Origin of the sequence: Runella sp., assembly GCF_027484545.1 — a bacterium.
Classification (GTDB): Bacteria; Bacteroidota; Bacteroidia; order Cytophagales; family Spirosomataceae; genus Runella.
Genome location: NZ_JAIXST010000186.1, coordinates 1 through 23,177, shown reverse-complemented (window position 1 = coordinate 23,177; position 23,177 = coordinate 1). Strand labels below are relative to the sequence as shown.

The 23,177-nt window shown below is 43.5% G+C and carries 19 protein-coding genes; 15 read left to right on the top strand and 4 right to left on the bottom strand.

What is annotated here, in order from left to right:
• Positions 1-211: 211 nt before the first annotated feature.
• The 6 genes from Q0081_RS17380 (at position 212) to Q0081_RS17355 (ending at position 5,422) form a co-directional block, all read left to right on the top strand.
• Positions 212-1,099: a glycerophosphodiester phosphodiesterase family protein gene (locus Q0081_RS17380; RefSeq protein WP_310586505.1), complete on the top strand. Its 888-nt coding sequence runs from the start codon at positions 212-214 to the stop codon at positions 1,097-1,099.
• A 225-nt stretch (positions 1,100-1,324) separates the two neighbouring features.
• Positions 1,325-2,821 (top strand): GH3 auxin-responsive promoter family protein, encoded by a 1,497-nt coding sequence (locus tag Q0081_RS17375; RefSeq protein ID WP_298355909.1) that lies wholly within the window; start codon positions 1,325-1,327, stop codon positions 2,819-2,821.
• A 156-nt stretch (positions 2,822-2,977) separates the two neighbouring features.
• Entirely contained in the window at positions 2,978-3,559 is a 582-nt protein-coding gene (locus tag Q0081_RS17370; protein ID WP_298355906.1) for a LemA family protein, read from the top strand.
• 79 nt (positions 3,560-3,638) lie between these two features.
• The gene (locus Q0081_RS17365) at positions 3,639-4,073 is read left to right on the top strand and encodes a TPM domain-containing protein (protein ID WP_298355903.1); all 435 of its coding nucleotides are present in this window, start codon (positions 3,639-3,641) and stop codon (positions 4,071-4,073) included.
• 106 nt (positions 4,074-4,179) lie between these two features.
• On the top strand, positions 4,180-4,941 hold the full coding sequence (locus tag Q0081_RS17360; RefSeq protein ID WP_298355900.1) for a YgcG family protein: 762 nt from the start codon (positions 4,180-4,182) through the stop codon (positions 4,939-4,941).
• Positions 4,874-5,422: an NUDIX hydrolase gene (locus Q0081_RS17355; RefSeq protein ID WP_310586504.1), complete on the top strand. Its 549-nt coding sequence runs from the start codon at positions 4,874-4,876 to the stop codon at positions 5,420-5,422. The genes Q0081_RS17360 and Q0081_RS17355 overlap by 68 nt, the downstream gene beginning before the upstream one ends.
• Here Q0081_RS17355 and Q0081_RS17350 read toward each other — a convergent pair.
• The gene (locus tag Q0081_RS17350; protein ID WP_298355898.1) at positions 5,381-6,781 is read right to left on the bottom strand and encodes a sodium:solute symporter family protein; all 1,401 of its coding nucleotides are present in this window, start codon (positions 6,779-6,781) and stop codon (positions 5,381-5,383) included. The genes Q0081_RS17355 and Q0081_RS17350 overlap by 42 nt on opposite strands.
• Before the next feature lie 120 nt (positions 6,782-6,901).
• Between Q0081_RS17350 and Q0081_RS17345 the strand changes: the two genes are divergently transcribed.
• From Q0081_RS17345 to Q0081_RS17335, 3 genes are all read left to right on the top strand, one after another.
• A complete protein-coding gene (locus tag Q0081_RS17345; protein ID WP_298355895.1) occupies positions 6,902-7,423 on the top strand; it encodes an esterase family protein in 522 nt (173 codons plus the stop codon).
• 6 nt (positions 7,424-7,429) lie between these two features.
• Positions 7,430-7,633, top strand: coding sequence for a hypothetical protein (locus Q0081_RS17340; RefSeq protein WP_298355892.1), 204 nt, complete (start codon positions 7,430-7,432; stop codon positions 7,631-7,633).
• A gap of 129 nt (positions 7,634-7,762) precedes the next feature.
• Entirely contained in the window at positions 7,763-9,493 is a 1,731-nt protein-coding gene (locus Q0081_RS17335) for a gliding motility-associated C-terminal domain-containing protein (protein ID WP_298355890.1), read from the top strand.
• Between the two features lie 8 nt (positions 9,494-9,501).
• On the opposite strand, the gene Q0081_RS17330 is transcribed toward Q0081_RS17335, so the two are convergent.
• The gene (locus Q0081_RS17330; RefSeq protein WP_298355887.1) at positions 9,502-14,466 is read right to left on the bottom strand and encodes a C25 family cysteine peptidase; all 4,965 of its coding nucleotides are present in this window, start codon (positions 14,464-14,466) and stop codon (positions 9,502-9,504) included.
• Between the two features lie 283 nt (positions 14,467-14,749).
• Between Q0081_RS17330 and Q0081_RS17325 the strand changes: the two genes are divergently transcribed.
• Entirely contained in the window at positions 14,750-15,958 is a 1,209-nt protein-coding gene (locus Q0081_RS17325; protein ID WP_298355884.1) for a hypothetical protein, read from the top strand.
• A 162-nt stretch (positions 15,959-16,120) separates the two neighbouring features.
• Positions 16,121-17,299, top strand: a complete 1,179-nt coding sequence (locus tag Q0081_RS17320; RefSeq protein ID WP_298355881.1) for an acetyl-CoA C-acyltransferase — start codon at positions 16,121-16,123, stop codon at positions 17,297-17,299.
• Positions 17,300-17,405: 106 nt separating this feature from the next.
• On the opposite strand, the gene Q0081_RS17315 is transcribed toward Q0081_RS17320, so the two are convergent.
• Complete coding sequence (locus tag Q0081_RS17315) at positions 17,406-17,792, bottom strand: RidA family protein (RefSeq protein ID WP_298355878.1); 387 nt, start codon at positions 17,790-17,792, stop codon at positions 17,406-17,408.
• Positions 17,793-17,939: 147 nt separating this feature from the next.
• Positions 17,940-18,656 (bottom strand): pyridoxine 5'-phosphate synthase, encoded by a 717-nt coding sequence (locus Q0081_RS17310; RefSeq protein WP_298355874.1) that lies wholly within the window; start codon positions 18,654-18,656, stop codon positions 17,940-17,942.
• Between the two features lie 190 nt (positions 18,657-18,846).
• Here Q0081_RS17310 and Q0081_RS17305 point away from each other — a divergent pair, with 190 nt between their 5' ends.
• The 4 genes from Q0081_RS17305 to Q0081_RS17290 all read left to right on the top strand — a co-directional run bounded on the left by Q0081_RS17305 (position 18,847) and on the right by Q0081_RS17290 (position 23,099).
• Positions 18,847-19,557: an esterase family protein gene (locus Q0081_RS17305; protein WP_298355871.1), complete on the top strand. Its 711-nt coding sequence runs from the start codon at positions 18,847-18,849 to the stop codon at positions 19,555-19,557.
• Between the two features lie 78 nt (positions 19,558-19,635).
• Positions 19,636-20,709 carry a RimK family alpha-L-glutamate ligase gene (locus tag Q0081_RS17300; protein WP_298355868.1) on the top strand — a complete coding sequence of 358 codons (1,074 nt, stop codon included), beginning with the start codon at positions 19,636-19,638 and terminating at the stop codon, positions 20,707-20,709.
• A gap of 88 nt (positions 20,710-20,797) precedes the next feature.
• Positions 20,798-21,895 carry a carboxylate-amine ligase gene (locus tag Q0081_RS17295; RefSeq protein WP_298355865.1) on the top strand — a complete coding sequence of 366 codons (1,098 nt, stop codon included), beginning with the start codon at positions 20,798-20,800 and terminating at the stop codon, positions 21,893-21,895.
• Positions 21,896-22,562: 667 nt separating this feature from the next.
• Positions 22,563-23,099 carry a hypothetical protein gene (locus tag Q0081_RS17290; RefSeq protein WP_298355862.1) on the top strand — a complete coding sequence of 179 codons (537 nt, stop codon included), beginning with the start codon at positions 22,563-22,565 and terminating at the stop codon, positions 23,097-23,099.
• The last annotated feature ends 78 nt before the right edge of the window (positions 23,100-23,177 follow it).

The following is a 23,177-nucleotide window of genomic DNA, read 5'->3' as shown; positions in this document are numbered from 1 at the left end:
TAAAACAGGTCAAAATGCTTTTTGTACCATTCGTTCTGTCATTGATACGCTTCTCAAAAGGAATCTTGAGGTATTGCCATACCTAACTCAAATCATCAAATTACAACCTGTGTCGTAACGTCGACAGTAGTTGCTCAACGCAATTGACTTACTTTTCGATAGATTTATGATAAATAATTAGCTTTGTAAACCGCACAGGAAAACTACTTACATGAAACTGCATCCTTTGTTATTCTTTTGCTCATTATTGGCTATGCAAACTTCCTTTTCTCAAAAAGTCGCTTTCAACTGGGAAGGCCACCGGGGTTGTCGCGGTTTAATGCCGGAAAACACCATTCCCGCTTTCTTGAAAGCACTTGATTTAGGAGTAAATACCCTTGAATTAGACGTAGTTATCTCCAAAGACCGCCAAGTGGTAGTTTCCCACGACCCCTACTTTCACTCTGATTTTTCAATAGACCCCGACGGCAAATCGGTGCCCAAAGGAGCCAACATAATTTTATACCAATTGGACTACGACCAAATCAAACGATATGACGTAGGAGGCAACGGTAATCCGGGTTTTCCCGAACAGCAAAAACTCAAAACCTACAAACCGCTCTTGCGGGACGTCATTCAAGCGGCAGAATCCTATCGGGAAAAGAAAAAACTTCCGCCGGTTTGGTATAATATTGAAATCAAAAGTGAAGAAAAAGAATACGATGTATCTCAGCCTCAACCTGCTCCTTTTTCGGATTTGGTTTACGCCGAAATTACCCGTTTACTTCCTCCGGATCGCATCGTTATACAAAGTTTTGATTTTACTGTTTTGAAGCATTGGAAAAAACAAACAGATGCGGGCATCTACAAAAAAATGACACTGTCTGCTTTGGTTGCCAATGTCAAAGGAATTGAAAAAAATTTGGAAGATTTGGGGTTTAAACCGGATGTGTACAGTCCTTATTTTCAGCTGATAAACAAAGAAAAAGTCAAACAACTGCACACAATGGAAATTCAGGTAATACCGTGGACGGTTAATACCACCGAGGAGATGAAAAGAATCAGGGATATGGGCGTGGACGGAATCATTACAGACTATCCAAATCGGATTCCGAAGTAGGATTTATGAAGTAAGAAAATAAGAAATAAGAGGCAGAAAACAGAAGAGTAAAATACTAAATATCAATCACTTGACATCCTTTCTTATTTCATACCTCTTATTTCATAACCTCAAAAATCATATAACCTTCTCAAGATTAGCAAATCTTTCATTCGTTTTCTTTATGTTTGGAAAAACAAACCCTTGCGCTAAGTGTCATTGCTGAACGATATAATGGTATTTTTTATGAAACGCCGTGCTGAACGCATCGAGCATTTCAAGACGTATCCTGTGGAGGTTCAGCATCAGGTTTTCCATGAACTCATTGAAGCGGCCCGTTATACGGATTGGGGAATAAAATACCGCTACGATACTATCCAAACCATTAGGCAATATCAGGAACGGGTACCGATTTCGAGCTACGAAGACTTGTATCCATCCATCGAACGTGTATTGCAGGGCGAACAAAATGTGCTTTGGCCGTCGGATGTCGAATGGTTTTCTAAATCATCAGGTACCACCAACGCCCGGAGTAAATATTTACCCATTACACCCGAATCGCTCGAAGGATGTCATTATCGAGGTGGTAGGGATGTCATGACGCTTTATGCCCAAAACCGTCCCGGCACCTTTGTTTTTGAAGGAAAAGGGATGTCTATCGGTGGAAGTTTGCACGAAAATCCCTTTCACGAAGACGGCGGTATGGTCGGAGATGTATCGGCAGTAATTATGCAAAACTTACCTACGTGGGCCGAGTTTTTGCGAACGCCTCCGCTGGAGGTTGCTTTGATGGACAAGTGGGAAGACAAATTAGTAAAAATGTCTGAAATCTGCGGGCAGGAAAATGTAACCAGTATTTTGGGTGTACCTACGTGGACGATTGTACTCTTGGACCGTATCATGGAAGAGCGCGGGGCAAAAAATATGATCGAAGTATGGCCCAATTTTGAAGTTTTCATTCACGGAGCCGTCGCTTTCCAACCATATAGAGAGTTATTCATGAAGAAATATTTTCCAAGTGAGAAAGTGACTTACATGGAAACCTACAATGCATCGGAAGGTTTTTTTGCGATACAGGACGACCTCTCGCACCCCGGAGAAATGCTGCTGATGCTCGATTATGGTACTTTTTATGAATTTGTACCTATGGAAGAATGGGATAATCCGCACCCGCGTGCGCTCACATTGGAAGAAGTAGAATTGGATAAAAACTATGCTCTTATCATTTCCACCAACAGCGGCTTATGGAGGTACCAAATTGGGGATACCATTAAATTTACTTCCAAATATCCATTTCGTATCAAAGTAAGCGGCCGTACCAAACACTTTATCAATGCTTTTGGGGAAGAAGTCATTATTGAAAATGCCGATGTAGCCATCACCCACGCCTGCGAACAAACAGACGCCGTTATCAATGACTACACTGCCGGCCCCGTGTACATGGACGACGGCAGCAGAGGACGACATGAGTGGGTGATTGAATTCAGTAAACTTCCTTCCGATGGGGGGCTGTTTTGTGAATTGTTGGATGCTCGTCTCCGGGAAGTCAATTCTGACTATGACGCTAAAAGATATAAAGACTTAGCCCTTTTACCACCGCTCATGCACAGCGTTCCGACGGGCACCTTTTACGAATGGATGGGTCGGCGTGGAAAACTGGGCGGACAAAACAAAGTACCGCGCCTAAGTAATTCGCGCGAATACCTGGACGGAATTCTGGAAATGATTTACCAAACCAAGTAGGCACCCGAGCCCGCATCTTTCTAAAAGTATTCTGTTTTGATGATGATAAACATAAAAGGGCATTTTGAAATGAAAAGTGACCATTCATGTAAATATTAAGTTAAAACATTTAGATTTGGACAACTTTGCATCCGTTAACTAAAACCTAACAATATCATGTCAAAAACCACATTAATCGTCGTTGTAGTTCTTCTTCTTTTGGGTATGTACGGCTGTAGTACTTACAATGGCCTCGTAAGCAAAGATGAAACTGTCAATAGCGCATGGGCCAACGTACAAAGTGCCTACCAACGTCGGGCCGATTTGATTCCTAACTTAGTCAATACCGTGAAAGGTGCCGCAGATTTTGAAAAAAGCACATTGACGGCAGTCATTGAAGCTCGTTCCAAAGCTACTTCCATTCAACTTAAACCTGACCAATTGACGCCCGAAAATATTCAGAAATTTCAGGCAGCTCAGGAGCAGTTGAGTGGCTCACTTTCACGCCTGTTGGTATCCGTTGAGCAATATCCTCAGCTCAAAGCCAACCAAAACTTTCTGGAATTGCAGGCACAGTTGGAAGGAACTGAAAACCGAATCAAAGTTGAACGCGACCGCTTCAACGAAGTAGTCAAAGACTATAACCAATCGGTACGGACATTCCCGGCCAATGTATTTGCGGGAATGTTTGGCTTCGCGGCAAAAGGATATTTCCAAGCATCTCAATCGGCTCAAACGGCTCCTACGGTTAAATTTTAGTATTAAGTAGTAAGTATTGGGTATTAAGTGCAATCAAACTTAATACCCAATACTTACTACTACTTACTCAATACAAATAATGCAGGCACTCCTCTTCTCTGAAACCGAACAAAAAAGCGTCATCGAGGCGATACGTGTTGCTGAAATGGCAACATCAGGCGAGATACGCGTTCATATAGAGCAAAACTGCTCAGAAAGCGACGTGATAGAGCGCGCAAAGAAGGTATTCGCTGAATTAGGAATGCACCGTACCGAATTAAAAAACGGAGTTTTGTTTTACTTGGCCGTCAAAGACCGAAAATTTGCGGTACTCGGCGACCAAGGTATCAATGAGCGTGTGCCTGACGATTTTTGGAATCATATTCGAGATTTGATGCGTACTCATTTTGTAAAAGAAGAGTTCGCCGAAGGGTTATGCAGGGGGATTGAGCAAGCCGGCCAACAACTCAAAACTTATTTTCCCCGACAGGAAAATGATACCAACGAACTTTCAGACGATATTTCTTTTGGCTAAGCCAAAGACTTTGTTATTGGTTAACCGGTTAGTTGTGAAGGTATAATACCAACGATCAACCGTTAACTGATAACCGCAGCGGCGGGCCGCCATTAACTTTTCTCAAATGCGTCAACTACTTTTTACTTTATACTTCGCACTTTGTACCTTGGGTATTAGGGCGCAGGATATTCCCGAGCCGATGTCCCCTCGGCGTTTGGTGAATGATTACGTAGGAATGCTCAACGGGACAGAACGAGAAACACTGGAACAAAAACTCCGTAAATACAACGACTCTACTTCTACCCAAATTACGGTTGTGGTGGTCAAAACAACTCAACCTTATCCTCCCGGCGATTTTGCTTTTGAGCTGGGACGTCGTTGGGGAGTCGGGCAAAAAGACAAAGACAACGGTATCGTGTTGCTGTGGGCTACCGATGATCGTAAAATTTTCATCGCTACGGGACGCGGCATGGAAGGAGCAGTTCCGGACGCCATTGCCAAACGGATTATCTCCACCATCATTTCTCCTGAATTTAAGCAGCAGATGTACTATCGCGGCCTCGACCGGGGCACGGATGAAATCATCAAGTACGCAGCAGGTGAGTACAAATCTGACGGAACGGAAGGAGATGGAGACGGTATGCCGGGTATAGTAATTATCATTCTCATCATTGTTTTCATCATCGTCATTATCATCATCTCACGCTCCAATCGCGGAGGCGGCGGTATGCGTAGCCGAGGCGGTGGTTGGATTCCCTACACTACCGTTTCGGGTTGGGGGAGTTCTTCAGGAAACTGGGGTGGCAGCAGTGGCGGTGGTGGCAGCAGCTTTGGCGGATTTGGCGGCGGCGATTTTGGCGGCGGCGGTGCCGGAGGAGATTATTAGTAATGTCGAAGTACGAATAGAGAATGTCGAATCGAATAACATGAAAGTACGCCCTTCAGCTATTATTGTTGAGAACAACCACGTTTTGTTACTGCGTTACAGCTATAGTGGCAATAACGTTTTTGCGTTGCCGGGCGGCAATCCCGACCGTGGTGAAACCCTGACCCAAACACTGGAGCGCGAATTGAGTGAGGAATTGGGGATTGAAGTGGAACTTCGGGAAGATGCCTTTTACGGTGAAGTAATCGTTGCTGAACGAGAAGACGTGTTACACTGCGTATTTTTTGCTCAAATTGTGGGTGGAATTCCTATACTGAACCCTAAAGAGACAACGGCTCTTGAATTGGTATGGCAACCGCTTGAAATCTTATCTCGCTTAAATATGTACCCCAACGTAGGCGAGAATATCTATCGTTATCTTGTTTTGAACAGCACTTCCTTAGGCTACATTGGGCGTATTGATCAACCTTTCTTTGGTTAACAAAGACCCCAAAACCATTCCTGCCAAACTTGCCCCTATACCGTAAAGTGAAGCAGGAAAAGTAGTTTTCCACAAAAAAGCACAAAGCAGCCATACGCCCAAGCCCAAAATCATTGAGGCCAGACAACCTGCGGCATTGGCCCTTCGCCAGTACAATCCAAATACCAGAGGAACAAACAAAGAAACTAAGCTAAACGTGGAAGATTCGGCCACTAACTCAAAAATATCCTGTCGAGACTGAGCCATCCATACGGAAGCAAATGTAACCAGCACAACCCCTCCGCGGATAGTTAATAACAGACGTTCGTCAGGAAGTTGAGGGAAATAAGGTTTTACCATATTTTCACCTAAAACCGCCGCAGGAGCCAAAATAGCTCCGCTGCTCGTACTCAACAAAGCCGAAATCAAAGCTCCGAAAAACAGGATTTGAATCCAGAGCGGAGCGTGTTGAAGTACCATATTGGGAATAATCAACGACGTATCTCCCTGAAGTAACTCGGGGTATAATGTCTTAGCAGCCAAGGCAATAAACAAGGGTAACATGGCCACTGTCAGATAAAGGCATCCTGCCAAAATCGACGACCTTACCGCCGTATCAGCATCTTTGGAAGCCATAATTCGCTGAAAAACATCCTGTTGGGGAATGGAACCCAGCCCAATGGTAATCCACGCAGCTATGTATTCGGCATAGCTTTGAAAAGTCATTTCTTTGGGAACAAACCGAAAAAAATCGGTGGGTTGTTGACTCGTTACGGTACCTATACCGCCTGTTTTGGTAAACAAAATGACGGCCAGAATAATAAGCCCTAAAATGAGAATAATGTTGTGCAAAAAATCGGTAATCGACAATGACCACATCCCTCCCATGAAGGTATAAAACATCACCAGCATCGCTCCTATCCAAATCCCAGTACTCAATGGCAAGCCAAACACTACTTGACCCACAATGCCCATTGCCACAAACTGAGCCGCAATCCAACCTAAATACGAAGGAATAATCATAACGGCAGATACAAATTCGGACTTACGTCCAAAACGCACCAGAAAAAAATCGCAAAAGGTGATAATATTCCAACGGTAGAACGTACGGGCAAAAAATATCCCCACAAGAATAAGACACAAAGCTGCCCCAAAAGGCTCTTCAATCACATTCAGAAAACCACCTTCAATGAACTCTTTGGGTGCTCCCATCATTGTTTCGGAACCAAACCAGGTAGCAAACGTCACCATCGTAGCCAGGGCCAGCGGCAAGCGTCGGCCTGCCAACACGAAATCCTGCGTATTATGTACTCGCCGGGAAGCCCAAAAACCGATAGCAACATTCGTTAAAAGATAGAGGCAAATGGAAAAGATAAGCATAGTTTTTTGAATCGGATGTTGGGATATTTTGCATTACTTTTGTAGTGACATCGTTCACGACAAGCAACCCATACGTGATTTGAACAAAAGTAAGAAGTAAAAACCTGACTCGCTCTACCTGTGCAACGAGAACTACACAGTTGGCACAGTGCCGCCCTCAATAAAAATATGGAAATAGCCACGTACGGGCACTATGGCTTTGCGCTTTTGATGATTCCTACTGCCGCTTCAGATTATTTGGAATATGAACGTTATGGCTTGATTGACGCCATTTCCAAGCCCATTAACGAAGGAAAAGTGAAGGTATTTTCAGTAAACAGTATCAATACCGAAAGCTGGCTCAACAACCACATGAGTGGCCGCGACAAAGCCATACGTCATCAGCAATTCAACGAATACATCTTCAATGAGGTTGTCCCATTTATCAAAAACAGTGTAGGACCAACTACTCCGATCATTGCCACAGGAGCATCGTTTGGGGCTTTGCATTCGGCCAACCTTTTTTTTCGTCGCCCCGATTTAATCAATGGGATTATAGCCATGAGCGGCTGTTATGACCTCACCGCTTATACCAAAGGGCATTATGACGACAATGTCTATTTCAACTCACCCGTCCATTATTTAAGAAATCTCTCCGACTAAGCTTATTTGTCAAAATACCGCAGCAGTCATCATATTCATATTGTAACAGGTTCGGGAAGCTACGAAGACCCTGATTCGTCACGCTATTTATCAAGTATTCTAAACTTAAAACACATCCCCAACGAGCTGGATGTATGGGGAAACGATATTTCGCACGACTGGCCTTCCTGGTTAAAAATGTTACCTTACTATTTGGAAACCAGATTTTAAGCTTTCTTTTCTCTATCTTTGAGACAGTAAAAAAAATCATTCGGTACTCTTTATAAAAATACAGCACAGCCCATCTTAACAGTTGAGTAATCTTTCCTAATATGCTCTTACAAAACGTTAAAGTACCTTATGAAAAGGTTAGTGATTGGTCTTTTTTGTTTTTTTACAGTAAGTGTACGTAGCCAGCAAGTTGATTGTGCTACGATGGGTTTTGAATCCGGCAGTGCCTTGGGATGGGTACTGACGAGTGGAACCATAAACGCTGCTAACCAACGGGTAAACTACCTGAATGAGGTAATGCTTACGGTTGAAAACGGGCATCTTGTTACTAATGTAACCGATGGAAATGACCCGAAAATCACGACTGAAAAAATCCCCATGGTAGCCCCGGGGAGCAAACATTCCATACGAATTGGAAATACTATGCACGGAGGCACGTTTGACCGCATTAAGACTTCTTTCCTCGTCACGCCCGACAATACCCTCTTTCAATACCAGTTTGCCGTTGTTCTTCAGAATGACAATACCCATTCTGACTTTCAAAAACCTGGGTTCAATATTCAGATAGAAGATAGCGACGGGCAGGAATTAGCGTGTAATAAGTTTGATATTCAACTCCAAAGAGGGGCAACAGCGGAGGGATTTAAGGTACAGGGGGATTTAGAATACAAAAATTGGACGACGGGTGCTATTGATTTGCGTAACTACATTGGAAGAATCATTAACATTGAAGTAACAGCTCATGGTTGCACGGAAAGAAGGCATTTTGGCTATGCTTATTTTGACGCTCAATGTGTTAAGTCAGAAATTAAAGTAACCGCTTTATGCCCCGATGCTCAGGGATTTATGACACTCAAAGCCCCCGAAGGATTTGAAAGTTATCTTTGGGACAACGGCGGCCAAGCGTCTGAAACACGAGTCAAAGCCAATTTGGGGGACGTTTACTCGGTCAAAATATCTCCATTGGAAAAACTCAATGAATCCTGTCTGCTTCAATTAGATTATAAAATCAACTATTACAAAGCCGACACTGTAATCAATGCAGTTTTGTGCGAAGGAGAAAGTTTTACGGTAGATGATAAAGTGTATAAAAGCAGCGGTACTTACGTCAACACCATTAGTCGAAGGGATATTTGCGACAGTACGATACGGCTCAATTTGAAAATCATTCCCATCGCCCACCATTCTCAGTCATTTGTTATTTGTAAAGGAAAAAGCATTTCGGTTGGTGACTCCATCTATTCAAAGACGGGTACGTATATTAACCATATTATTCGCCGCTCGGGCTGCGACAGCATTGTTACTACGAAATTACTGGTCGAAGATTTTACTTTTGAAATTACAGGCAATCAATCGATTGTGGAAGATGACAGTACCCGATTAGAAGTACAAATCTCTCCGCCAGGAACGTATAGTTATCAATGGAGTCCGCCGAAGGAACTTGGATGCGCCAACTGTCCTGCTACCTGGGCACACCCCACAAATACGACCGAATACACGGTCACCATCAAAAACGCCAGTCAGGCTTGTCAGAAAAGCGATAAAGTAACCGTCGCTGTTTTACCCTGCAATGTGTACATTCCTGATATTTTTTCGCCGAATAACGATCAACAAAACGATATTTTCTTTGTGTATGGAAATACCTGCGTGAAGCAAATCAAAGAAATGATTGTGTATGACCGCTGGGGAGAAGTCATTTACTTCAAGGAAAACCTACCGTTTTCTGACCCGCAGCATGGTTGGGACGGTAAGTATTTAGGGGGAATCGCAGGAGAAGGAGTATATACCTACAAAATATGGGTGGAATTTAACAACGGTAAAACCAACAAGTATCATGGTGCGGTCACGCTACTTCGCTGATTGCTTTCCTATTTCACCAAAACCGCTTTCCCCGTTGTTTTAACGCCCTCTTCAACGGTCAGTTCCTGCCCGTTTTTCTTTACATCAATTCGGTAGAGGTAAGTCCCTGCCGAAAGGCCCGCAGTATTGGTCCAAATCCATTCATTGACGCCTACTCTGGGCAAAAGATTTACCGATTTTACGACGCGCCCTGCTACATCCGATACAACAATCGTAGCTTCAGAAGGAGCTTCTTTACCCGAAATCGTGAATACAAACCGCAGAAAATCATTGAAAGGATTGGGATTTGCTTCAACGGCCACGATGCGTTGTTCGTTAACTACGCGAAAAGTAATCTGATAAACACCAGTGCGATTATTGGTCGCATCCGCTCCCTGCACACGCAGGGTATAGATACCATCGGGAAGGGTATTGGGTCGGTACTCAATCTTAACCAAGTTCTGATTATCAGCAGGAGTGAATTTTACCAAAGAGTTATTGAAACTGATGCGTTGGAAATTGGTTTGATTGGGTCGTTGCAAAAACAAATCAATGCCAAGGGTATCTTTTTTAAATAAGTAGCGATTTTCGTCTTTGAGTTGAACAAAAATCACCGGATTAGCCGAAACGATTTCACCGTCTTTGATGCGTTGTCCGTCAAAAACTACGTCTAAAACAGGCGCTAATCGGTCAGGAACCACCGTGAAAGGCAGATTAATGATATTGTTAGCATAGTTTTGTTCGGGTTGCCTTCTGGGGTTAAAATTGACCAACAAACGATTTTCCCCTCCCCTTCCTACTGTCGGAATCGAAATACTGTAAGCCACTTCCTGATTCGGGACGAGTCGAGGAAGAATCCGTTGGGTGATTTGGGGCAAACCAGTAGTCCCAAAAATCGTTTGCTGAACCATGACCGAGTCACGAAATGCTACGTTTGACACATTTTTGAAAGCTACATTCACCGTAAGCAGCTCCCCTTCCTGTCGTTCAATCGCTCCGCTCAAATTAGCAGTGGCACTTCCTTCTGCTACGGGGGTGTAGGTGACGAGCCAATTTCGCAATTGAACAGGGTTAGGAATGGTGACGTCGGGGTTGTCCAGTTTTAAGCGTAATCGTAAAAATGGATAACGGCTCGCGTCAATAGTTTTCAAGTCAATTTTGCCCAATGATTGATTCTCTGACAATGTCGTCTCTTTGCCACTCAGTTCCACTCCAATGACATTCACTTTTGCCTGAATTCTATTCAACGCCCCGCCTTGTCCGTTACTCGTTGCACTTTGCCAACCACTCGCAGGGCCAATAAGCGATGAAATGATTTCCCCTTTCCCGCTCGTACTTTTCAGCGTGTAATTATCCAACGTAAGCGTACGTATGCTCGGTGCAAAGTCGGTCGGGTCAGGTTTTATTTCGACGGCAGGTTGTTTGGCACCTTTTTGAATTACTAAAAAATAAGGGCTCTGCAACTGTGACAAACTGGCATCACTTAATCCCACTTCTTTTAATTTGGCAATCTCGGAAGCAGGCAAAAAATCGAACCGAACGTTATTTAACGACATCAATACAATCCAATCGCCCGCAGGCACGGCATCAATCCAACGGCTCAACAGTTTACTGCTGATAATATCCCGTTGACGCATCGTATTCATCACATAAGGCGGATTGCCGCAATTGAGGCTTGGCATAACCGAGTAAGCCTGCAAATTGTCGCGATGAAGAGCCGTGACTACAATATTTATTCCCGGATTGTAACCATCCACCGCATCGAACGTCGTACAATTTCCGTCGGCTACAAACAAAATATCACTGATAGAGAGTTGAGAAGCCCTATATCCCTGATTAAACCCACCTACCGAGCCGCCTGCTATCACGGCTTTGATGGTCGTTGAAATAGATTGATAAGTCCAAGTCGGTTGTGAAGTAAGTGAAAGGTTGATGTCGAGCGGTGTAGCTTTAGTAAACTGCGGAGTTTGGCGTTGCGTCCAACCTTCTCCGCCGTTTTGAACGTAGGTAAATGAGCTTTCCGTCCATACATTGTCACTATTGGCAGGGCGGTCAGCGTAGCGAATACGCCAGTAATATGTTGTACTGTCACGACTCAGGAGGGCTGTTTTCCACGCAGGCAACAGTGCAGAAGTTACACTTTGAGTGCGTTTAAAGGGACTGTCAAATCGGGTAGTGGTGTCCAATTCAAAGGTGTAATTTCGGCTTACATTATCAATTTGCTGGGCCAACAGCTGTACCGTAGGTTGGTTATTTTCAACGGTAGAAACGAGGGCATATTCGGCAGGCAGAAGTGGATAAGCACCTGCAACGGGAAGCGATACTTCCAGTGCGGCAGCGTTATTGGGTTTACTGATTTCGAGTAAAGTATTGTTCGGGTCAAGGAGCACCTCAAAACGATTTAAACCGCTTTGGCTGCGGTCGTGAGGAATGCGAAGGCGAAGTGTATCCTGATAAGCTACCGACGGAAATACCGTTTCATAGACAGTAATGACACCGTCACGAGTAGTGCGAGTAAGACGCACGGGAAGGGATTCTTTGCGATACAAACCTACATTGGAAACGACCAATCGAACTTCTAAAGAATCCGTTAACGGACTGACCGCCACGCCATTTTTTCCACTGACCAATATCCCCTGACTGTTCAAGGTATAATCAGGCCGTTTGGTTGGGAAAAGAATGACTGCTGGGTCGCCCTGTAAACTCATTTGTTGTGCATCGGCCTGATAAATGGGGTCATCGGGATATAGAGCCAAGGTTTTTCGACTGATTTGCTGATGTATCTCTCCAAACGGGCGATTGAAGTTGGTACTATCGCCCAGTAATACTTCGTAAAATTTAGCGGCATAGTCTTTCAGCGAATAGACATACGCCAGGTTGGAATGCGCTAAAAAAAGGATGGCACCACGGTCTTTTGTTCCAATCCAATCGACGGAATAGGTAAGATCATTACCATAGGTAAAATTACCGGCAACACAGCCATTGGCAAATACTAAAGGGTAACGGCCTTTGTTTCGGTACCCCAATACATCCTTAGAGACAAAACCGAGGTCAATATCCGTCACATTCAATGCTGAGTGTCCGAATAGAGTGATAATTCCTGCCCCTTCATTTACTTCATTGCTGATCCCAACGTATTCTACTGCCTCATCGGTTTTTTTGGTAATAGTCGTAACTTTTGCTCCTAAAAACTGCCGTTGGGCCTTTTGCTTAAATTCTTCTAGGATGTACAAAAACTGTCCCTGCTCAAAGGAACTCTTTCCCCCGCTTAAGTGCATAATATTCTTTCGCCAAAGAGCATTCATCGGGGTAGCTTCATGCTCACGTACTTTCTCCAAATAATCCAATACCGTTTGCGGAGCTTCCGTCCAAATACGTCCTGTAGGCAGAGCGGCTATCAACTCAGGCTGCCCTTTTAGTCCGTGCGAAAACAGATTGTCCGAACCAGGCCAGCCAAAAGTCGGCACCATGTCCAACACTTTAAGATTCTTTGCATTACGGTTAAAATCAATCTGTTGGGTACGTCCAACGATGAATAGAAAGCGTGGATTACCTCTCTCGACCATAAACTGCACAAAGCGCCTCACCGCCAACGGACTGAATTCGCCGTAGTTAAATTCGTTGACCAACAAATCCATTTCAACCGTCAACGTATCATACTTACCTCCCGCCGTCGAGGCTCGGTATCCGCCAAACTGTTTAGCCGCATTGGCTAATTTACGGTGAGTGATAATGAGATAATTGGCCTTAGCGGGGTCAACATTGCGAAAATTAACCCGTTGAATACTAATTGTCGACAAAGGAGCACGGGTAGCAAAAAGCGTTTTCTCTTTATTTGTCCCCTTAACAACAGCCTTCAGCGTTGTATTGTCAATTGTTGCTCCAACACGCCCTACATTGTTTTTATCACTGATGTCAAACAACCGAGTCGCAGCAGTCGCGTTTGGAATTTCAACATACGATTTTGCCGAGGCATTGATATTGAGGTAAAAGTACTTTTGTGATTTATTGAGAAAGTCAAACCGTTGGGGGTAACGAAGTCGGTAATAAGTAACACTGTACACATCTTCAGACTGTTCGGGAAAAGCTCCGCGCGAAACGGTAGAAATCGAAATACGGTTACTGTCCAACGAAACGTCCGAAAACAACAGTTCACGTTGAATCAACAACGGGTATTGGTAGCTAAATCGCACGGTATCCACCAAGCGATTGGCATTTAGAGCACTTCCTACTTTGATTTCGACGAAGTGTTGCCGATGGTCGCGCCCCATCAGGTGCAACTCCAACTGCGGTTTGAACGCCGTTCGTACGGGGTTTTCGAGCTCGATTCTTTTCTGATTGACCTTATTTTTATTCAATTCAGGCCCAGTCCAACCTTCACCGTAATCATAATACGAATGTTGTGCCCCTTCCGAACTCCCCAAAGGATACATCAACCCCTCCGACATCCCGGCATAATTATAACTTGCAATGTTGGAAATCAATAGATCTTCGCGGTGATAGGCCTCAGGCGAAAGGTTGGAAGTATTGGATTCCTGATAAAAAGCCATTCGTTTTCCTGCCTGACCATCCAGCCGCCACGTAAGAAAATAGGCTGTCGTGTCCGAATAGAGGTTGTAAATTTTGTGAGGTTGTGCGCTGTATGGAATATAGAGTAAAGAATCTTGCGTACCATCGTTGCCTTCCCCGTAGAATTCAATAAAATCAGCGTCGTCAAAACGATTGTCGGCCTCACCCTGTACAAAAATGGCCTGTTCACGGCCCCGAAAAAACAACTGCACCGCTGTTGGATTGACAGTACTCAAAGGAACGCCTGCCTGTTTCAACTCACTGGCCGTCAAACGATAAATACCTTTTTGAGCAACAGGAATTTTAAAATACGTTTGTTGAAAATTAATCCATTCATTACCAAACTTTTGAGCCTGAAGGTGTAGGGTATGAAAAATACAAAGTAAAAGAAGGAGCCTTCTGCCCGCTGCTAACCAAACTCTCATTAGAATTTATTCTCTGATTTGAACATGCAAGTTAGCCACTCACAAAAGAAATGGCAAATTCTTTCATAGATGGGATTTCTACTCATTGGACTGCTTCATCATTGAGCTTCTTAAAAAAGGAAGAAAATGTAAAAAAATGCCCAATACCACTTCTTCAGCTATTTATAAGTTCGTTATTACTCTTTAAATTATAAAGAATACTATACCTACTGGCGTTGAAAGTGTAGATACCCTGAAAATTGTCTTAATTTTGAGCAAATTCAGCGATTAAAAAGAGCATACAGTGACAAATAAATTCAGAATTACATCTACACTGCTTATTTCATTTCTCCTCGGAGTTTTGTTATTATCCATTGTTCTATTCAAAAGTGAGTGGCTTTGGGCGTTAGGAAGTGTAGGCGTGTGGTTAAATGCTTTGTTAACAGGAACAGGCATTATCCTGATGGCTTTAGCGGTGGGAAAAATGGCTTCTATCCCTCCCAAATACACGTTAGGCGGGCTTTTTTTGGCAGAAATTACGCTTATTACGATAGGCTTTGTCATTGCCAAAAATCAACTCTCAGAGGCTCCCGCCCTCAATTTTATCAAAAATGTGTATTCAATGTCGCTGAGCTCATTGCAGTACAATGATGCTCTGAACCAATACGACCCCAAGCTGGGCTATTTATATAAAAAAAACATTGTCGGAAGCTTTAGTCAATGGGAATTTTCACCACAAACCATCAAAACGAATGTATTAGGGTTGCGAGATGATAGTCTTTCTGGAACGCATCCTGAAATTATCGCCTTAGGCGATTCCTATACAACCGGTTGGGGAGTAAATCAGAAGGAATCGTTCCCAGAATTATTGGAAAAGCACCTTCATCGCAAGGTACTCAATGCGGGTATTGCGTCTTTCGGAACCGTTCGGGAAAGCGTACTTTTACAGCAATTACCCCTTGATTCGTGCAAACTCCTAATCATTCAGTATTGTATAAACGATATCACCGAAAATAAAACATGGGCAGATTCTTTACTCAAAGGACACACTTATGCCCCTTCTTTCGACCAACACGAATACATCTTGAGACAGACCTATAATACCATGAGCGGGATGTATTTCCCTTTTAAATACGTGCTGAATACGACAAAAAAAGCGTTGCAATTTTTGTTTCTGCCACGCCCCAAACACGACCCCTTTTTCAAATATACCGCACAGCCCATTGACGAACATATTATTTACTTTTATAAAACACTTGAGTATCTGCAGCAACACTATAAAGGCCCCATTGTGGTCATCAGTCTGTCAGATTCTCCTTCGTTTGACAAGGATTTTATTCAAAAAGTGGAGCAGAAGAGAGCCACCCTGCACTACCCCGCCATCTATTTTCTTAACGTAACCAATACCCTTACTCAAGAAGATTTTTATTTGATTGATGGTCATGCTACGGCAAAAGGACACGCAAAAATTGCTCAAAGTCTCGCTCAATTTATTCAGAACAAACATCTCTGAGATTAATCAATGCTCAATGGAGCGAAGATTGGTTCACCAAAGAAGTACATTAAAAAACTCAGAATAAAAAAAAGGTATGCTTGCAGAGTATTTTTTGTAAAAAAATTGTTTGTTTTGTAGTCAATAATCCAAACTTTTCAAACGAAGAAATAACCGTAACACATGAACGCATATATTGTAGCAGGATACCGTACAGCGGTGGGAAAAGCACCCAAAGGCACTTTTCGTTTTATGCGTCCCGACGACCTGGGAGCAGAGGTCATTAAGCATTTGATGGGCCAACTTCCACAATTAGACCCCGCTCGGGTGGACGACCTTATTGTAGGGAATGCCGTTCCGGAAGCAGAACAGGGAATGCAGATTGCCCGTTATATTGCCCTTTTATCATTACCCAAAAGCGTACCCGGCTTTACAATCAATCGCTATTGCGGCTCCGGCGTGGAAGCCATTGCGATTGCAGCCGCCAAAATCCACGCAGGCATTGCCGACTGCATTGTGGCAGGAGGAGTGGAATCCATGTCAATGGTGCCCACAACGGGCTGGAAAACAGCTTTGAACTACGAAATTGCCAAAGAGCACGCAGACTATTACGTAGGCATGGGTTTAACCGCCGAACAGGTTGCCAATCAATTTAAAATCAGGCGCGAAGACCAGGATGCGTTTGCCTTTGCATCGCACCAAAAAGCCCTTGCTGCTCAAAAGGATGGTAAATTTGAGGCAGAAATCGTGCCGATCACGGTCAAAGAAACGTTTTTTGATGCCAATTCCGGTAAAAAGAAAACAAAAGAATACATTGTTACCAAAGACGAAGGTCCGCGTGCAGATACTACCGTTGAGGCGCTTGGTCGGCTTAAGCCCGTTTTTGCTGCAGGTGGCAGCGTTACCGCCGGAAATTCTTCGCAAACTTCGGATGGAGCTGCTTTTGTTGTAGTGATGTCGGAGAGAATGGTGAATGAATTGAATCTCAAACCCATTGCTCGGATGATGTCGTATGCCTCCGTAGGCGTAGAACCTCGGATCATGGGTATCGGCCCAGTAGCAGCCATTCCAATTGCTCTCAAACAGGCAGGATTACAACTGAATGACATTGACCAAATCGAACTCAACGAAGCCTTTGCCGCCCAATCATTGGCTGTTATCAAAGAGTTGGATATAGACGTAACAAAACTGAACCCCAACGGCGGTGCCATTGCCCTCGGACATGCACTCGGCTCCACAGGTGCTCGCTTGTCGGTGCAATTGTTCAATGAAATGCGTCGTCAAAACCAAAAATACGGCATGGTAACGGCCTGTGTAGGAGGTGGACAAGGCGTAGCCGGGATTTATGAATTTTTGAACTAACGAATTTAAAAAAGGCAAGTTGGCAAAAGGCAAGTTAGCAATGAATTAATTTGCCCTTTGCTTATTGTCAACTTGCCTTTCGCCCATTTGCTTCTTGCCAATTTATTTAATCCTTCACCGCCGCAATCACCGAAATCTCTACATTCGCATCTTTTGGCAAGCGGGAAACTTCAACCGTCTCACGGGCTGGGTAGTGACTTATAAAGAAATGCCCATACACCTCGTTGACTTTGGCGAAGTTGTTCATGTCTTTCAAGAAGATGCTACTTTTGATGATGTTGTGGTAATTTAAACCGGCAGCCTTCAAAATAGCTCCGATATTCAGCATTACCTGGCGTGTTTCGTGTTCGATGTTATCCGTTACTAAGTCTCCCGTAGCGGGGTCAATCGGAATTTGTCCTGATACAAAAAGTAAATCGCCCACCAAAACCGCCTGTGAATAAGGCCCAATCGGAGAAGGAGCGGAAGTAGTGAAAATGTTTTTCTTAGGCATAGTGTTTCAAGTTCGGGTTTTGTTACGCGATTTTATAGATTTTATCTTTGTCAATGAAAAATTAGCCATTAAAATCCAGTTAATGCTCCAAAAGTCGGTCCGGATTTATAATTCAAACTGACCAAAACAAATTTATTCTACCCCCAACTATTCTAATTCTCTCAAATACATTTGAATCGTATTTTCAAGGCCAAGATACAACGCATCGCAAATCAAGGCATGACCGATTGAGACTTCGTCTAAATGAGGAATCTGTTGGTTGAAATAACGTAAATTGTCCAAACTCAAATCGTGCCCTGCATTCAATCCCAATCCTATTTCGTGGGCTACTTTAGCCGCGCTGACATAAGGAGCAACGGCTTTTTCACGGTCTTGAAAATAGTTTTCCGCGTAAGGTTCCGTATATAATTCCACTCGGTCGGCGCCACAAATTTTTGCTCCTTCCACCATTTTTTCGATCGGATCCACAAACACCGAAACCCGAATACCTTCTGCTTTAAAAATGTTCACCAAATCGGTCAACCGCGCCCGATTGGTAATCGTATCCCAACCAGAATTGGAAGTAATGGCTCCCAATGCATCAGGTACAAGCGTTACCTGAGCCGGCTTGGCTTTGAGCACCAATTCTATAAATTTGCTTTCGGTAGGATTTCCTTCGATGTTAAACTCGGTCGTAATGACTTCTTTTAAATCCAGCACATCCTGATAGCGAATGTGTCGTTCATCGGGGCGAGGATGCACCGTAATTCCCTGCGCACCAAAATTTTCACAGTCAATGGCTGTTTTAAGAACGTTTGGATTATTACCCCCGCGCGAATTGCGCAGCGTTGCTATTTTGTTGATATTTACACTAAGACGAGTCATTTTTGGTTGGATAGTTAGAAACGATAAGCCTTTATTATTTCCCTCTTATCTGCTAACTTTTAACTTTTCATAATGGTTTCAAAGGTATTCGGAAAACCGGTTTTACACAATTTTTTGTTCAGAATCTTGACATGATGACTTTTTGTCTATATTTCGATAAATTATTTCTTCATCTAACACTTTATCAACCTTGAAAGAGATCTATCAACGATGGTATTCGCCGACGTTGGGGCGAGATATTGAAATGCTGGTGCTTGGGCATTGGGGCTATCCTATTTTGCTCTTTCCTACTTCCATGGGCCGTTTTGATCAAAATAAAGAATTCGGTCTGACCGATTCGGTACGGTGGTTTGTTGAAACGGGTAAAATTAAACTGTATCTGGTCGACAGCATTGACAAAGACAGCTGGTATGCCAAGCATTTGCATCCGGGAGTTCGGGCGTATAATCACAGCGTCTACGACCGTTTTCTGAACGATGAACTCGTTCCGTCCATTCGGCGCGAGTCCAATGTAGACAAAGTCGCCGTGGCAGGATGCAGTTTTGGCGGCTATCACGCGCTTAATTTTTCCTTTAAACACCCTGATAAAGTTGCTTATTTGTTTAGCATGAGCGGAGCCTTTGACATTCGAAGTTTTATGGAAGGACACAGCGACGATCACGTTTATTTCAACAATCCCGTTGAATTTATACAACACGAGGAAAGTTGGAAATACAACCACATGAAAATCGTATTGGGCACCTCCGAATGGGATATTTGTCTCAATGACAACGTACGGATGTCGCAAATTTTAAAGGCAAAAGGCATTAATCATTGGCTTGATATTCGGGGTTGGGACAAACACGATTGGCCGTTATGGTGCCAAATGTTTCCGGAATACATATCGCAAATGGGATTATAAAAAGCCCCCCACCCCCAATAGGGGCTTAAAAATAACAATTAAACTCCCCCATCGGGGGTGGGGAGCTAAAACATAATTATGAAAAAAGTAGGAATTTTACACGGAATGGAAAACACGTTCCCACAGGCATTTGTAGAGCGCGTTAACCAATTGGATGGCAAAGACGTAATTGCAGAATCGGTACTCATTGACCGTGTGGTACAGGGAGAAGCTACGGATTATGCCGTTATTATTGACCGTATTTCACAAGATGTACCATTTTATCGGGCTTACCTCAAAAACGCGGCGCTTTGCGGTACAGCCGTTATCAATAACCCTTTTTGGTGGAGTGCCGATGAAAAGTTTTTCAACAATGCGTTGGCGGTAAAATTAGGCGTGCCTGTTCCCAATACGGTACTAATGCCATCCAAAGAACGCCCCACAGATACATCCGAAACCTCGTTCCGTAACCTCAAAATGCCGATGGCTTGGGGCGAAATGTTTGATTATGTGGGCTTTCCTGCCTACATGAAACCGCACGCCGGCGGAGGCTGGAAAAGTGTCTATAAAATCAATGACATGGACGATTTATGGACGAAACATTCTGAAACCGAGCAATTGGTAATGCTGCTTCAAAGTGAGGTTACTTTTAAAGATTATTACCGTTGCTATTGTCTAGGTGGCAAATACGTGCACATTATGCCTTACGAGCCGCGCAACCCGCATCATTTGCGCTACGCAACTCAGCCTAAAACCACGGGAGAGGCGCATAAAAAATTAATCGCAACCATTACCGATTACGTTTTGCGTCTAAACAAAGCATTAGGCTACGATTTCAATACAGTAGAATTTGCCGTACACGACGGTATTCCTTACGCGATTGACTTCTGCAACCCCGCTCCCGATGCTGATATTCATTCAGTTGGGCAGGAAAACTTTGATTGGATTGTAGAAAACGCGGCTAAAATGGCCATCGAAAAAGCCAAAGCCCACAAAGACGGAAAAACCAACCTGACCTGGGGAAGTTTTGTACGCACATCGGCGATGAATTTGCCCATCACCAACTTAGTCAAAGGAGACGTAGAGCAAACGGAATCGGAAGAAAAACCTAAAAAAGCGGATCCCAAAGCCAAAGCGGAAGAGCCTGCGAAAAAAGCACCGAAAAAGAAATAAGTTTACACATTTACAGTTTACGGTTAGTGCAACATACCATAAATCCTACCGTAAACTGTAAACCGTAGACTGTAAACCAGCAAAACACATGCATAAATTTACCATCGGAATCGAGGAAGAATTCCAAACCATAGACCCCGAAACCCGTGCCCTTCGCTCTCACATGTCAAGGATTGTAGAGGATGGTAAAATCATCCTTAAAGAGCGAGTCACTGCCGAAATGCACCAAGCAGTAGTGGAAGTGGGAACCAATATTTGTACCAACATCCACGAAGCAAGGGACGAAATTACCTACCTGCGTAAGATGATTATTGGCCTTGCTGCCGATCAAAATCTTAGAATTGCCGCCGCAGGTACGCACCCATTCTCAGACTGGCAAGACCAACTTATCACACCCAACGAGCGCTACGACAAGCTTATTGACGAAATGCGCGATGTAGCACGGGGAAACCTCATCTTTGGTCTCCACGTACACGTAGGCATACCCGACCGAGAGACAGGCATGAAATTACTTAATTCGTTGAGTTATTTTTTGCCGCACATCTACGCCGTCAGCACCAATTCGCCTTTTTGGTGTGGACGTAATACGGGCTTTAAATCATATCGTTCCAAGGTGTTTGACAAATTTCCGCGCACCGGTATTCCCGAATATTTTGAAACAGCCCACGCCTACGATGAGTACATCAATTTGCTGGTCAAAACGGGCTGTATTGACAATGGTAAAAAAATTTGGTGGGATATTCGTTTGCATCCCTTCTACAATACAATTGAGTTTCGCATTTGCGATATTCCGATGCGGATGGACGAAACCATCTGTCTGGCTGCTTTGATGCAGGCATTGGTCGTGAAGATTTATAAACTCATGGCTAAAAACATGGACTATCGCCACTATCGGAAGGTGCTGGTCAATGAAAATAAATGGCGAGCTGCACGTTATGGCATTCAGGGAAAACTCATTGACTTTGGTAAACAAGAAGAGGTGCCATTTTACCAGTTAGCCCAAGAACTCCTTGATTTTGTGGACGATGTCATTGACGAACTCGGCAGTCGTAAAGAAATAGAATACATCCATAAAATTTTGGAAATGGGTACCGGTGCCGATCGTCAGTTGGCCGTCTGGGAATCCACCAAAGATTTGAGCCGTGTGGTGGATTATATTGTGGAAGAGACGGCTTATGGGTTGTAGGAACTATGGATTCCAAGTGGGTTCTGTTGTGGCTGTTTGTCTTCTCCAGAATCCACTTAATATTTACAGAATTTACTCTGAATAGCTTTTATCCACCCCGAAAAAGTAGCGGAGCAGTCCCTCAATATTCCACTTTTGATCTTCATAATTACCGCTTGATAAAATTATTAGATTTTTCTTGCAATGAACCTTGGGTTTCAGGATACTTGTGCTACCAATGTATTATTTGATGCACGGCAATACCACCATACGACAAACAATTGATTATCAAGTTAAAGTAATATGGTGACATTGCGTCCAATAAATAGTCTGGCATCCCGTTCATCGCTGGGCTTGTGCGAGTTCTGCTTTTCAGTTGAGAGGTTGCAGACGCTGGAGCCGTCGGGAGTAGGGAGCTGCGTGGGTCAGATTGCAGGCTACACAGGGTACGCCTGAGGGATTTAAGTATTTGCAAGGCGGAGCGTGACTTACAGAGGGAACACCCTACTTAAGCAAACGAGTCGGTAGCTAAGTGACTCTGATTCAGTCTTCTTGTTAGTGGCATTGCAGTCGATAATGCACACTTTGGATTTAGTAAGATAGGCAGGGGAGCGGGTTTGGGATAGATAAGCCCATATTGGGCAAGGTTTGTAAAAAATATTGCTTGAAATTTTAAACAATTGTAACCATGAAAAATGTCTCGCAGGTTCGTATCCTTTCTATTTTGTGTTTGTGTCTTTTCTTACTGTCTAACTCCTTTGCTCAAAGAAAATGTCTTAAAGGCAATTGCAGAAATGGCTATAGTGTACTCCAAGAAGGAGATTATATCTTCTTTGGAAAATTTGTAAAAAAGAAACAAATAGATGGGGTTGTGATAAACATAACTAAACAAGAACTATACCGAGGACCATTTGTAGATGGTAAGCTTGAAGGAAAGGAAGTTATAGTTTATCGAAAAACTTATCCTGTATACTCCCCTGAAAAATACTTGTATGCCGCAGAATTTCCTGAAAAATACTTGTATGACGCAGAATTTAAAAATGGAGAACGGGTTGGCAATATTGTAACAGTAAAACTTAGGGGTGATAATAGTAATACTCGGAAAATTCTATCAGGACCTGTGAATGATATGGGTTTGTTGCAAGGGTACGGTAGAGTATATCACTATGAAGGTAAGATAAAATTTGGGCGGTGTATCAAATGTAATGCTGCCTCTCCAAGTTGAATTGCCAAAAGCACCAACCAATCGCCAAGTTGTGCCACTTGTCCAATTTGGAAAAGGATAGCGACTTTCTGACCAGCC

What these genes read in the sequence shown, in the direction of transcription:
- Q0081_RS17380 (WP_310586505.1), top strand. Translation starts at nt 212, where the DNA reads ATGAAACTGCATCCTTTGTTATTCTTTTGCTCATTATTGGCTATGCAA.
- Q0081_RS17375 (WP_298355909.1), top strand. Translation starts at nt 1,325, where the DNA reads ATGAAACGCCGTGCTGAACGCATCGAGCATTTCAAGACGTATCCTGTG.
- Q0081_RS17370 (WP_298355906.1), top strand. Translation starts at nt 2,978, where the DNA reads ATGTCAAAAACCACATTAATCGTCGTTGTAGTTCTTCTTCTTTTGGGT.
- Q0081_RS17365 (WP_298355903.1), top strand. Translation starts at nt 3,639, where the DNA reads ATGCAGGCACTCCTCTTCTCTGAAACCGAACAAAAAAGCGTCATCGAG.
- Q0081_RS17360 (WP_298355900.1), top strand. Translation starts at nt 4,180, where the DNA reads ATGCGTCAACTACTTTTTACTTTATACTTCGCACTTTGTACCTTGGGT.
- Q0081_RS17350 (WP_298355898.1), bottom strand. Translation starts at nt 6,781, where the DNA reads ATGCTTATCTTTTCCATTTGCCTCTATCTTTTAACGAATGTTGCTATC.
- Q0081_RS17335 (WP_298355890.1), top strand. Translation starts at nt 7,763, where the DNA reads ATGAAAAGGTTAGTGATTGGTCTTTTTTGTTTTTTTACAGTAAGTGTA.
- Q0081_RS17330 (WP_298355887.1), bottom strand. Translation starts at nt 14,466, where the DNA reads ATGAGAGTTTGGTTAGCAGCGGGCAGAAGGCTCCTTCTTTTACTTTGT.
- Q0081_RS17320 (WP_298355881.1), top strand. Translation starts at nt 16,121, where the DNA reads ATGAACGCATATATTGTAGCAGGATACCGTACAGCGGTGGGAAAAGCA.
- Q0081_RS17315 (WP_298355878.1), bottom strand. Translation starts at nt 17,792, where the DNA reads ATGCCTAAGAAAAACATTTTCACTACTTCCGCTCCTTCTCCGATTGGG.
- Q0081_RS17310 (WP_298355874.1), bottom strand. Translation starts at nt 18,656, where the DNA reads ATGACTCGTCTTAGTGTAAATATCAACAAAATAGCAACGCTGCGCAAT.
- Q0081_RS17300 (WP_298355868.1), top strand. Translation starts at nt 19,636, where the DNA reads ATGAAAAAAGTAGGAATTTTACACGGAATGGAAAACACGTTCCCACAG.
- Q0081_RS17295 (WP_298355865.1), top strand. Translation starts at nt 20,798, where the DNA reads ATGCATAAATTTACCATCGGAATCGAGGAAGAATTCCAAACCATAGAC.
- Q0081_RS17290 (WP_298355862.1), top strand. Translation starts at nt 22,563, where the DNA reads ATGAAAAATGTCTCGCAGGTTCGTATCCTTTCTATTTTGTGTTTGTGT.